At 53.6% G+C, this 12,348-nt stretch carries 12 protein-coding genes and 1 pseudogene; 6 read left to right on the top strand and 7 right to left on the bottom strand.

Going from position 1 to position 12,348, the window contains the following annotated elements:
• Positions 1–130: 130 nt before the first annotated feature.
• The 5 genes from NK55_RS06505 to bioA all read left to right on the top strand — a co-directional run bounded on the left by NK55_RS06505 (position 131) and on the right by bioA (position 3,906).
• Positions 131–430 (top strand): hypothetical protein, encoded by a 300-nt coding sequence (locus NK55_RS06505; protein ID WP_024124975.1) that lies wholly within the window; start codon positions 131–133, stop codon positions 428–430.
• Positions 431–632: 202 nt separating this feature from the next.
• Positions 633–1,106 (top strand): ribosome maturation factor RimP, encoded by a 474-nt coding sequence (gene rimP / locus NK55_RS06500; protein ID WP_041429112.1) that lies wholly within the window; start codon positions 633–635, stop codon positions 1,104–1,106.
• Positions 1,107–1,146: 40 nt separating this feature from the next.
• On the top strand, positions 1,147–2,346 hold the full coding sequence (gene nusA / locus NK55_RS06495; RefSeq protein ID WP_024124973.1) for a transcription termination factor NusA: 1,200 nt from the start codon (positions 1,147–1,149) through the stop codon (positions 2,344–2,346).
• A gap of 2 nt (positions 2,347–2,348) precedes the next feature.
• Complete coding sequence (locus tag NK55_RS06490) at positions 2,349–2,615, top strand: YlxR family protein (protein WP_024124972.1); 267 nt, start codon at positions 2,349–2,351, stop codon at positions 2,613–2,615.
• Complete coding sequence (bioA, locus tag NK55_RS06485) at positions 2,608–3,906, top strand: adenosylmethionine--8-amino-7-oxononanoate transaminase (protein WP_024124971.1); 1,299 nt, start codon at positions 2,608–2,610, stop codon at positions 3,904–3,906. Before NK55_RS06490 ends, bioA begins: the two co-directional genes overlap by 8 nt.
• Here the strand turns inward: bioA and NK55_RS06480 are convergent.
• Positions 3,894–4,286, bottom strand: a complete 393-nt coding sequence (locus tag NK55_RS06480; protein WP_024124970.1) for a DUF1823 family protein — start codon at positions 4,284–4,286, stop codon at positions 3,894–3,896. The two genes, bioA and NK55_RS06480, sit on opposite strands and share 13 nt — an antisense overlap.
• Before the next feature lie 71 nt (positions 4,287–4,357).
• On the bottom strand, positions 4,358–6,523 hold the full coding sequence (locus NK55_RS06475) for a glycosyltransferase (RefSeq protein WP_162147173.1): 2,166 nt from the start codon (positions 6,521–6,523) through the stop codon (positions 4,358–4,360).
• A gap of 76 nt (positions 6,524–6,599) precedes the next feature.
• Between NK55_RS06475 and NK55_RS06470 the strand changes: the two genes are divergently transcribed.
• Positions 6,600–7,298 carry a DUF1997 domain-containing protein gene (locus tag NK55_RS06470; protein ID WP_024124968.1) on the top strand — a complete coding sequence of 233 codons (699 nt, stop codon included), beginning with the start codon at positions 6,600–6,602 and terminating at the stop codon, positions 7,296–7,298.
• Here the strand turns inward: NK55_RS06470 and NK55_RS06465 are convergent.
• From NK55_RS06465 to NK55_RS13490, 5 genes and pseudogenes are all read right to left on the bottom strand, one after another.
• Positions 7,243–7,863 carry a bifunctional 4-hydroxy-2-oxoglutarate aldolase/2-dehydro-3-deoxy-phosphogluconate aldolase gene (locus tag NK55_RS06465; RefSeq protein WP_024124967.1) on the bottom strand — a complete coding sequence of 207 codons (621 nt, stop codon included), beginning with the start codon at positions 7,861–7,863 and terminating at the stop codon, positions 7,243–7,245. The genes NK55_RS06470 and NK55_RS06465 overlap by 56 nt on opposite strands.
• A 303-nt stretch (positions 7,864–8,166) precedes the next feature.
• A complete protein-coding gene (locus tag NK55_RS06460) occupies positions 8,167–8,787 on the bottom strand; it encodes a hypothetical protein (RefSeq protein ID WP_024124966.1) in 621 nt (206 codons plus the stop codon).
• Between the two features lie 112 nt (positions 8,788–8,899).
• Positions 8,900–10,297: a cell wall metabolism sensor histidine kinase WalK gene (locus tag NK55_RS06455; RefSeq protein ID WP_024124965.1), complete on the bottom strand. Its 1,398-nt coding sequence runs from the start codon at positions 10,295–10,297 to the stop codon at positions 8,900–8,902.
• Between the two features lie 11 nt (positions 10,298–10,308).
• Positions 10,309–10,983: a two-component system response regulator RppA gene (gene rppA, locus NK55_RS06450; RefSeq protein WP_024124964.1), complete on the bottom strand. Its 675-nt coding sequence runs from the start codon at positions 10,981–10,983 to the stop codon at positions 10,309–10,311.
• 106 nt (positions 10,984–11,089) lie between these two features.
• A pseudogene (locus NK55_RS13490) lies at positions 11,090–12,348 on the bottom strand (hypothetical protein); the annotation flags it as partial.

Here is a 12,348-nt window from a genome sequence, read left to right as displayed (position 1 = left end):
AACTGAATAGAATGAAGGTAAGGTACAGCTCTTTTCGCAAGGATGGGTATCCTTAGCACAAAGCACGTGTGAGACAGGGTAGGACTTCCAGAAAAGGGTTGTAGGAGAGGTTCCCCGAGGAATTGCCATTATGATGCTCCCCCAAGAAATCATCGGCCAAAAAGTGTGGTTAGAAGTGGAACCCGAAGACGCCTACTATCTGGGTGAGAAAATTCGAGTACAGGCGGAAATTAGCCAGCCCACTGCTCCGCCATGGTACTATGCTCGCTACATTAACCCGCCCCGCTGGTTTCGCACCCAAGGCCAGTGGCTCACTCACCATGAGGCTGAGAGGGCAGTGCTCTTGAATCCTGTCTTGGAGGATTTGGAGTTAGAGGAAGAGCACTATGACGGTGATGAGCTGACGAATGGCGATTTTAGCGATCGCTAGGAGCACCGGGGGAGTATTGACCAGGGTGGCGATCGCCCGCCATTAGCTGCTATACTAAATACCACGAACAGTGGTCTATTGGCAGCACCCAGGAACGTTCTATTCTGAACGATTCACAAGTCTCCTTCTGTTAGGGAAAGGAGTTGCCGCTTTTTGAGATTGTTTGGGTGTGGTGGGCAATGTCCCGCCTTTTTTATTTCCTATGCAGATACAGATACTTTTGCCTGTGGTGCAAACCCTTGCCCAGCAGGTTGCCGACCAAGAAAACCTTGATCTGGTGAGTGTGCAGTGGCTTACCCATCAATCGCCTCCCATTTTGCGGGTGGAGGTGCGCCATCCTGAGAACGACACCAGCTTAGAGGATTGCGAGCGGCTGAGTCGGGCACTGGAGATGGCTTTGGATGGGCTGCCGGAGTTGGAGTTTGCCTACGTTCTCGAGGTGTCGAGTCCTGGTCTGTCGGATTACCTGAGTAGCGATCGCGACTTTGATGCCTTTCGTGGCTTTCCTGTACGGGTCACGACCACCGCACCCCATCGGGGTAAAACCCTTTGGGAGGGCAACCTGATTCGCCGTGACGAGGTGAATGTCTATCTCAATCAACGGGGGCGATCGCTGGCAATTCCGCGGTCACTCATTGCCAGTGTCCAACTGTACACCCCCAGCAGTGAGCCTTAGCAGAAGTTGATCTACATAAAGAACGAGGTTGTAACAGACGATGACCATCTATCGCTTACCCGGCCTACGGGCCATGATCAATGAAATTAGCCAAGAGCGGAATTTGCCCAAGCACGCAGTGCATCAAGCCCTCAAGGAAGCACTGCTGAAGGGATACGAACGCTATCGCCGCAGTCTGCGCCCGGATCATAGTCACTTTGAGGAGGATCACTTTGCCAACTTTGAAGTGGAACTAGATACGGAGCAGGAGGGTTTTCGGATTTTGGCCACCAAAACCATTAAAGAAACAGTAGAGAACCCCGATCGCGAGATTGCTCTTGCCGATGTGATTGAGGTGGTACAGGATGCCCGCGTCGGCGATACGGTGCTGTTGGATGTCACCCCCGACCATCAAGAATTTGGCCGCATGGCTGCGATGCAAACCAAGCAGGTGTTGGCACAAAAATTACGGGATCAGCAGCGTCGCCTTGTCCAAGAGGAATTCAAAGAGCTTGAGGGCACCGTTCTCATGGGCCGCGTCCTCCGTTTTGAGCGGCGATCGGTGATTATGGCGGTGCGCAGCGATGCTAGTCAACCGGAAGTGGAGGCTGAACTGCCGAAATGGGAACAACTTCCCAACGACAACTACCGCGCCAACTCCACCTTCAAGGTGTATCTCAAGCGCGTCAAAGAAGGCCCCCAACGCGGCCCCCAATTGGAGGTTTCCCGTGCCGATGCCGGCTTGGTGGTCTATCTCTTTGCCAATGAAGTGCCAGAAATTGAGGATGAAGTGGTGCGGATTGTGGCCATTGCCCGCGAAGCCAATCCCCCGAATCATAAAGTCGGCCCGCGCACCAAAATTGCGGTGGATACCTTAGAACGGGATGTCGATCCTGTGGGTGCCTGCATTGGGGCACGGGGATCCCGCATTCAAGCAGTGGTGAATGAACTACGGGGGGAAAAAATTGATGTGATCCGCTGGTCACCGGATCCAGCCACCTATATTGCCAATTCCTTGAGTCCGGCACCGGTGGAGGAGGTGCGGCTCATCAACCCCGAAGCCCGCATTGCCCATGTGCTTGTGGCCCCCGATAAGGTCTCCCAAGCCATTGGTAAAGAAGGCCAAAATGTGCGCTTAGCAAGCCGCCTCACGGGCTGGAAAATTGAGGTGCGCGATAGCTCCCAATACAACTATGAAGAGGAGGATCGCTTGGCTATGGCTGCTCTTGAAGAACCCCTCGAAGAACAGGTTGCCAGTTAGGGATGATGGCTGTTCCCCAGCGCCGCTGTGTTGCCTGTGGCCGGGTGGCCGATCGCTCGCAGTTCTGGCGGATTGTGCGCTGCTGGCCCGATCAAAAGGTGCAATTGGATCGGGGAATGGGGCGATCGGCCTATCTGTGTCCCACGGCTGAGTGTCTTAAGGTGGCTCAGCAGAAAAAACGCTTGGCGCGATCGCTCCGCTGTCCCATTCCAGAAGATATTTTTACGACGCTTGCCGCTCGTTTAGCTGCCCATTGCAACCATGACTGACTCCCCCATTTGGCAACCCTTTACACAAATGAAAACCGCAGATCCGCCGCTCAAGGTGGTGCGTGCCCAGGGGGCTTGCCTTGAACTAAGCGATGGCCGTCAGATTATTGATGCCATTTCCAGTTGGTGGGTGACGCTCCATGGCCATAGCCATCCTGTGCTGGCAAAAGCGCTCTACGCCCAGGCGCAAACCCTTGAGCATGTGATTTTTGCGGGCTTTACCCACGAGCCAGCGGAGCAGCTTGCTCAACTCCTGTGTGCCCACACCCCAGCAGGATTACAACGGGTCTTTTTTTCCGACAATGGCTCAACGGCTGTGGAAGTGGCGCTGAAGATGGCCTATCAGTATTGGCAGCAGCGAGATCAGCCCCAGCGATCGCGCTTCATTGGCTTTGCCGGCGGGTACCATGGCGATACGCTGGGGGCAATGACTGTCGGCCAAAGTTCCCCTTGGTGGCAACCCTTTCAACCGCTCCTCCCTCCCTTGACGATTCTGCCCTACCCAGCGACCTATCCGGGAGATCCAGAGGTCGAGACCAAGGAGACACAGGCGATCGCTCAACTGGAGTCCACCCTCAAAACAGACCCCGACGCCTATGCAGCGCTCTTTATTGAGCCCCTGGTACAGGGAGCTGGCGGCATGCGCATGTGTCGTCCCCAGTTTTTGCGAGCAGTTTCTGAGGTGGCCAAAGCCTATGGTGTTTTAGTTGTCTATGACGAGGTGATGACCGGGTTTGGCCGCACTGGTGCCCTCTTTGCCTGTGAAAAGGCAGCGACGCAACCGGATCTACTCTGTTTGTCCAAAGGGCTATCGGGAGGGTGCTTGCCCATTGCCGTCACATTGGCCACGGAGGAAATTTACCAAGCCTTTTATGCCGATGACCCCGCCCGTGCTTTCTTCCACAGTCATTCCTATACGGGCAATCCCTTGGCCTGTGCCGTGAGTGTTGCTTCATTCCAGTTGCTGCTTGCGGACCCTGAATCTTACCAAGGCCTGGAGGCGCGCCATTGGCAGTGTCAACAACGGTATCTTGCGGATGTGAGTCATCTCAAGCAATTTCGTACCTGTGGCACGATCGCGGCCATGGAATTAGAAACAGAGGCCTCCTACTTTAGCGACCTTGTGCCCCAACTGCGCCGCCGCTTTATTGAGCTGGGGGTGCTTTTGCGACCCTTGGGCAATACCCTATATATCTTGCCCCCCTACTGCATTAGTGATGCGGAACTGGCCACCGTCTATCGCGCTATCCGCCAAGTGGCGATCGAGGTGGCTGAGGGTTACTTTGCCTGAGCTTCCTCTTGAGTGGCCATGTAGCTGAGGAGCCAGTTGACAGCAGTGGCACGGCGGGTACGGCGGGGGTTGAGTTCCTTAATTTCGTAACCCCCAAAACCCAACTGTTCCTTGAGAAGTTGTTTGTGGGCAGGGGGAATAGAGCGGGTGAGCTTGACAATGGCGGGGCGGCTGCCAATGAAGTCTGGGGGGTGAGGATACTCTTGCTGCCATTCTGGAGGTACGCGATCGCTCCGCCAAGTTTGGCTGTGGGCGTCATACCGATAGCCCAAGCAGTGCCACAGCAGTCGATTGACCGTGGCATCATCCAGTTCCTCATTGAGAATTTGCCACAAGGTCGTTTCCGTTAGGGGAGGTAGTTGCGAATCGGGAGTGCTCATTGCTAGTCCTGCTGGCGATCGCCGAGGGGTCTCCGAGTCATTACTCTATAGTTAATTATTAATTATTATATTTAATGGTTGCCTCGTCCACGGTTTTGTTTGGCAATAGCAACAGGTACAATGCCCTGATGTTGCTTAGCTTGAGGGGCAGGGTGTCGGTGCTGCCCCTGGCAACTCAGGGGAGGCGAGACGAGAGCTCGCAGGAGCAGCCATAGGGTCTGCAATTCACTGGGGGCTTGTTGCCATTGCCAGCGGTTGGGTTCACAGAAAAGGAACGTGATCAATTGCCGATATTGAGCCGGAGTGAGGGGATCGAAGCCAATCTTGAGGGTCGTTGGACTGGGCATGTTCACAATTTGGCCGCTGAGGTCAATGCCGGCCTCCAACAGCCGACAGGTGAGGGGCACACCCATTGCGGAGGGGGGGAGGGGTTGATGCAGATGAACGAGAGCCCCCCCTTCACAAAGGCGAATCGTCCTGCCCCAGAGGGCAGTGGTTTGATCCCAGGCTAGATGGAGTTCAACGGTTTGCTGTACATTGAGCCAATCGTAGGGATCGGGGTGGGGGCGTTCGATAAGGCTGTAGAGGGCAAGGGCAAGAATCAGCAAATTGTAAAGGTTCCAGACCCAAGCCAGGAGTAGCCCCTTGGTGTGCAACGCCTGCCAATTCAATACAGCAGCCATAACTGAGAGCACAAAAAGTACGAGTAGCGGTGCCCCTAGGTGCCACTGAAAATGGTAGCGATCGCCATGCCTCCCCTTCGGTGTTACCCAAAAACGATGACCAAAGGGACGCAACAGCGTCTGAATCACGGTCAATGTCAGGGGCACACATTGGACAACGGCATAGAGATCTGAGACCACCGCTGAACGGCTTTGACCATTGAGCCAGCGGAAGGTACTCAGTAGCAGCCAGTAGTAGGGCATAAAATAGTAAAGCCACTGCCGCAGGGTTGTTTCCAGGGGCACGATCCCCCAAAAGGCAGCCATTAAGGGCAACAGGAGCAAGAACAAACGCAGGGGACTGTGAAACCACTGGGTCATGCCCTCTAGGTGGGCAAGGCGCTGAAGCCAGGTGAGATTGGCTACCCGCAGCGGGTTTGCGGCAATAAAAAAGCCCTGAAGCGTCCCCCGTGCCCAGCGTTGGCGTTGACGAATGTGAGCCGCCATGTCCTCCGCACAGAGTCCCGCACTCAGGCTTTCATTCAAGTAAATCAGCCGATAACCATCTGCTGCCAATTGGATTCCGGTGTAGTAGTCCTCACTGAGGGAGGCAGTGACAAAGCCGCCAATGGCCTCTAGGGCCGATCGCCGCACCACAAAAGAACTGCCGTAGCACAACGCCGTTTCGATGCCATCCCGCAGCACTTGATAGTGACGCGAAAAGATCTCCACCTCTTGGGGCAAATGCGCCTCTAGGCCAAGGTTGCGGGCAATGGGGTCAGGATTGTAAAAGCTCTGGTAGGTTTGCACAAGGCCGATATCGGGAGCCTGAAAAAAGCCCACCGTGCGGGTGAGAAAGTTGCGGGTGGGAACAAAATCGGCATCAAAGACCGCAATGAGTTCACCCTGAGTTTGGGCAAGGGCATGGTTGAGATTGCCGGCTTTGGCATGGCGATTGTCTGGTCGACTCAGGTATTCACAGCCCAATTCGCAGGCCAATTCCCGCAGCGCCGGCCGACGGGTATCGTCAAGGACATAGATGCGTTTGTGGGGGTACTCTAGGGCTTGGCAGCCAACAATCGTCCGCCGTAGGATCGGCAGCGGTTCGTTGTAGGTGGGAATAAAAATATCCACCCAAGGCTGATAGTGGCCACTTTTGACCGCAAGGGCAGCGGCATCGGCTTCAGGACGACGATTTTTGATGTGGAGGAGAAGGTAGAGTTGCAGCCCATAGCCCGCCATCATAAAACCTTCAATGCCCAGTAGGAGTAGGCTAAGGGCAGCCTCTAGGGGAGTGCGCAGATTGAGGGTGGCTAGCGATCGCCACAGCAGATAATGCAGCATTAAGGCTATCAAACTGCCAACAACAATGACCCGCGCCCACTGCTGCTGTACGTTTCCCCAGCGCAAAACGACACTGCTGAGAACCACCATCAAGAACAATGGCCAAAAAATCCATGGCTTGTCTAAGTGTTCAACGGCGAGCCAAGGTGTGACAGGCGGCATCGGTGGAGCCTCAATGAACTGAATAGTAATGTAACGAAATCTAAACCAACCGTTGGACAGAGATGACATTTCCAAGGCTCCCCGCACTAGCGATCGCCCCCAGCAGTATGTCAGGATCAAAATCACCAAATGCTGATGTAATGCTATGACGGACGCCCAGTACGGGACGAACCTACCCCCTTTTATTTTTCACAACCAATTCCAAGGCTGGATGGAAGTCTATGCTCCAGTGTTACGCTATGAAACCTACCTCAACAACCATCAAGACTGGTTCCATCGTTGTGCCCACCCCATGAAAGTAGAGCCGGTGGGCAAGCATGGCTACATTCTCACCATTGGTCGCTACGGTTCCCATGGCTATGAAGTGGAACCTAAAATTGGACTGCATCTGCTACCCCAAGAGCAGGGGGTCTATCGCATTGAAACAATTCCGGTGCCCGAGCAGCCGTTTTTGAACTACGAGGTGAATTTTCAAGCGGCTATGGCCTTGGTACCGATGCGAGCCACACCTGAAACCGACAGGGACCTGTTAGCCTTGAACATCCTTGACTACACCCGGGTGAATTGGGAATTGGATTTGCGGGTGAAAATGTACTTTCCGCGGTTTATCTACCGTCTGCCCCATGGTCTGATTCAGGGGACCGGTAACCGCGTCTTGGCTCAAATTGTCCGCCAAGTGTCCTACCGCCTAACTGCCAAAGTCCAAGACGACTTCCACAAAACCATTGGCTTGGACATGGGCAAACGCTGGCGACGCAAACGTTTCCATGCTGAGCGGGTGCGCACCCTTACCCCTGCCCCAGCGCCTGATACGCCTGATGAGCCCGAGCCACCTGCTGTTTGAGTCTCGTCAAATCTGTACCCAGTTGGCTGCCCATAGCGATGGCGATCGCTCCAGCACGCCAGAGGGGCACCACATCTTCCCAACCAATGCCTCCACAGGGGATTAAGGGAATCTCAGCAAACAAGGGTCGCAAGGCCTGTAGATAGCTCGCACCCCCCACTGCTAAGATTGGAAAAACCTTCACTGCCGTTGCTCCAGATTGCCAAGCGTAGAGAACTTCCGTGGGCGTCAATGCACCCAGAATCAGGGGACAGTTGGCATCCTTGGCAAGGGGCACCACCTCTATGGCTGTATGGGGGGTCACTAAAAATTGGGCACCCGCCGCGATCGCCTCCTCCACCATGGGTGGCGTTTGTAGGCTGGCGGCTCCGATTGTGCAGTGAGGATAGTCTTGACGCAGTTGTTGCAGCACGATGGGGGCATCTGGAATTGTCCAAGTCACCTCCAAAGAGGTAAAACCGGCTTGCAGATAGACCTGAGCACGGGCGATCGCTTGGAGCGGATCAGGTGCGCGCACCACAGCAATCAAGGGCAAAGGCTGCAAGAACTGTAACTGCGCTAACATACTCCCCTGCCCTAAAGAGGGCGAAATTTGGTTACGGGTTCAGTGACCTTGCCGACCATTGCAGGTTCCCTCCAAATCCTAAGGAAGATGGCTTGACCAAGAACTTGGTACCTACCTTACCGTGATGCTCCCATATCCCCTGAAGGGGATGGGTACTCTTGTGCCGCTCTATAAACCGAGGGCTAGCCCCCAGAGTAAAACATTAAACCCAGTTTTTGGGTAATTTAGGGAGAGGGGCTGAGCAATGGGGTAAAACCCTAGGGGCAAGATGACACTTACCCCTACCACTAATCTAATCAAGCTTTAAAAGCCTAGCTCGGCTCGCATCAGGTGGCGGGCTGCTTTCAGGAGTTGAACAGCAGCGCGATTCGTAGCCAAGTAGGCAATGTTCCCGTTTGTTTGTGGGGGTGTAGTTGCACTGACGGTGGCTGGTTGAGCGAGCTGGCGGCCCCGGTTGTACAGGTCGCGGATTGTGCTGTTAGTACCCTTATAGTAGGCCATTTCTGCTTCGGTGCGACTTAACTCACGACTGACAACGAAGGGAGCATCGTAGTAGCTCCGGGAAAGAAAAGCTTGCTCCGTGCGAGCTTCGGCAAGGTTACGAGCAGCTTCATAAACTCGTGCAGCTGCCTTAGCTGTTTCCTTGGCGGCGAAGTAGTTATTACTTTGCTGCTGCTGGCGCGCCGTGGCCAACAGACGATCGCCCAAACTGAGGAGCGTCGTATCGGCACCGCCGATGCCTTTGGCTCGTGTGCCTTCATATTCCGCTTTTGAAAGATCGCGAAATGCTTTTTCTGCTTCGCGCGCCATTATGGGTGGCCCATCCCAACCCGGACGGGCAAGACTAGGGGGGGCGATCGCCAGGGGGATCGCTAGGGCCGTAAGGGTGGCAACCATCAGAGGTTGTAGTCGTTGAATCTGCATGTTTTATCCTCCGTTCAACTGGTAGAAGTCATAGCTCAGGGGTGTTTAATCCTGGTGTTTTCTCCAGAACACCTTGAGGATAACCAACAAAAATGACACAAATATGACAACTTCAGTTAGAGGCCAGGGGTAGGCTAATGCTAAAGGTTGAGCCTTGATCCTCTTGGCTGGCAACAGCGACCCTTCCTCGATGGAGATCCACAATTTGGCGGACAATTGCCAATCCTAGTCCTGAACCGTGGATACCCCGCTGCCGCACCCGTTCATCGCGGTAGAAATAATCAAAAATGTGGGGCAGTGCCGTGGCACTAATGCCCATGCCGGTATCCCTGACCTCAATCACAGCAAAACGCTCTGCAACTTCCAGGCGCAGGGTAATTGTTCCACCCGCCGGCGTATAGCGGTGGGCATTATGGAGCAAATTAAGAATCGCTTGTTTAATCAGGTCGCGATCGCCCCTAACCACTGCAGAGATTGAGGCTAGTTCAAGGTGGAACGCATGATTTGCTGTGCAGGTTTCTTGCCATTCTTGGGCAATTTGTTCCAGTAATGTTACTAATTCAAAAGATGTTGTAAAATTAGGAGATGACGCTCCTTCATAGCGGGCGAGAAACAATAAGTCATTGACTAGTTGCCCCATGAACTTGGCTAATGTTGCTATTTTTTCTAGCCGAAGTTGGCATTGCTCTGGGGCTTCTTGCGCCAGCAGGAGTCCCACTTGGGCATGGCTTAAGATAGCAGCAATGGGTGCCCGCAATTCATGGGACGCATTGGCCGTAAAGCGAGCCAAGCGATCGCACGCAGCCTCCAGGCGGCGTCCCCGTCGATCCAGTTCCTGATGAAGCTGTTGAAACCAATATATGGCTAGGCCACTACTTCCTAGTCCAACAACAACCGCCACAACAATAACAAAGCTATTCATTCGCCGCAATGTTTCTGAGCGTTGCTGGCGTTCGAGCAAAAGCCGTTCTTCTTCCATCAAAAATGCATCAATCGCTGCATGGGCGCGATCCATCGCTTGTTCTGCCTGCTCCAGTTGCTGAGCAACGTAGTAGCGTTGGGTTGCATCCTCTGAGAATGGATTGAGCTGAAGCGTAACATGTTTTGCCAGAATGTCAAGGACATTTGTGACTAGGGATTTGAGCTGCTGAAAGTGTGCCAGTTGTGTAGGATTATCCCTGATTAGGTTCTCTAGGTTTTCTAGGGTCAAGGGTAGCTCAGCAACAGCACTATGATAGGGCCCCAAAAAACCCGGCTGACGAGTCAGTTGATAGCCCTGTACACCCGTTTTGGCATTAATGAGGAGATTTAATAGTTCACGTCCTTCAATTTTCACCCGTTGTGTGTGATGCACCCAGCGCTCATAACTAGCAATACTGGCGCTGAACCACATCAGGACCCCCACGGTACCCAAAAGACAACAAACTGGCAGCGCAATGATCACTATCCCCCGCCGCGTGGGGGGCAGTTGCTGCCATCTCTGGGCTGCTAGCTGGAGTTCCTGCAGCATTTGATGATTCTTTAGGAATTGGCCTGCAGGCGGTAGCCCATGCCGTAAATTGTCTCTAGCCAATCGGCACATCCCACTTCCTCAAGACGCAGGCGCAACCGCCGAATTTGAGTACTCACTGCATTGCTTTCTGGTTGGTTATCCCACTCCCAAAGATTTAGCTCTAATTGTTCACGAGTGATCACTTGGCCTGGATGACGCAGGAAAAATTCTAAAAACTGGTATTCCCGTCTTGAGAGTAAGAGGGTGCGATCGCCCCGCTTTAACTTCATCGAGGATAGATCAAGGACTAAATCTTGTAAATGCAGTTGATCTCCCAGCCATTGGGGCGATCGCCGACCAAGGGCACGCACTCGTGCCAACAATTCCATGACATCCACCGGTTTAATCAGATAGTCATCGGCGCCTGCATCGAGCCCCATCACCTTATCGGCAGTGGTGTCCTTGGCAGTAAGCAACAGAATTGGCGTGTTCTTTCCCTGTTGGCGGCACTGGGTACACAACTCAACGCCACTCACCTTAGGCAACATCCAGTCCAAAATCAACAGGTCATAGGTTTTCTCCTGAATCAACCATTGAGCGGTTTCTCCCTCTTGCACTCCATCTACCAAATGCCCCTTATGGGAGAGCGCAGTACTCAATGGCTCCAGTTGCTCAGGATCATCTTCTACAAATAGAATCCGCATAAAACTAACAGTGGCTGAGTTTCTCTAAGAGAAAAACACTTTAAGCCATCTTTATTCAATCACCGATAAGCCTACAGTATGCCTCAGTCTCCAAACACCGAGAAAGCTACTGCCTCACATTATCAGCATTTAGCTCAAGGTTGACGCAGTTTCCATCATCATTAAAATCAGTAGATTCCTTTTCGTTAATTTCATCTACTGTAAGTCGTGTGACTGGGTCAACAGAGGTTTCTCGGCCATTGATAAGGACAAGACGAGACTTCGATTTACTTTCCTGATTCTCCTCTTTAGCTTGCTCAATATTACGAGAACAACTGATCTTGGTTGTTCCTGTCGCTACCGTAGCGCTACCTCCTATTTCTACTTTCGTTTCAGAAGTAACCTGGCTATTACTGGGGAGCTGCCTACCACCAATATTCAATCCACTGGTTGTAACACTATCACTACCAACAGTACTAGCTACTGTACCAATCGCAACTGAATTCAAGCCACTATAGAGTAGACTACCATTTATATTAGCAGCAAAAACTGCTGTTATCACGGGTGCATTATTCAGGTCAAAGGTACCGTTGCCTTGCACGCCCAGGCCACCGGCAGTGATGCCGCCGCCTGCATTCTGTTGCACACCCCCTTGGCTAATCAGGGTGAGGTTGCCACTGCCGAGGTTGCTGCTGGCATTGAGGGTCAGTCCACCCGTCCCACTGTCGAGAATGGCATCGTTGTTGTTCGTGGTCAGGCCGGTGGTGGTCTGGGTATCATTCCCACCGCTGCCAGGGACACTGCTTGTGACTTGACCTACGCTAAACCCATTGCCATCGCTGAAGGTGACGCCGCCGCTGACGTTGGCAGCAAAGGTGGTCACATCGTTGCTGGCGTTGTTCAGGTCAAAGGTGCCTGTGCCTTGCAAGCCCAGGCCACCGGCAGTGATGCTACCGGTACCAAACTGCGTCACTCCCCCTTGGCTAATCAGGGTGAGGTTGCCACTGCCGAGGTTGCTGCTGGCACTGAGGGTCAGACCACCCGTCCCACTGTCGAGAATGGCATCGTTGTTGTTCGTGGTCAGGCCGGTGGTGGTCTGGGTATCATTCCCACCGCTGCCAGGGACACTGCTTGTGACTTGACCTAGGCTAAACCCATTGCCATCGCTGAAGGTGACGCCGCCGCTGACGTTGGCAGCAAAGGTGGTCACATCGTTGCTGGCATTATTCAGGTCAAAGGTGCCACTGCCTTTCACGCCCAGGCCACCGGCAGTGATGCCGCCGCCTGCATTCTGTTGCACACCCCCTTGGCTAATCAGGGTGAGGTTGCCACTGCCGAGGTTGCTGTTGGCATTGAGGGTCAGGGTATTCCCTGTCTCCACAATTG

Origin of the sequence: Thermosynechococcus sp. NK55a, from assembly GCF_000505665.1 — a bacterium.
Taxonomy (GTDB): Bacteria; Cyanobacteriota; Cyanobacteriia; order Thermosynechococcales; family Thermosynechococcaceae; genus Thermosynechococcus.
This window is presented reverse-complemented; position numbering and strand designations above follow the sequence as displayed.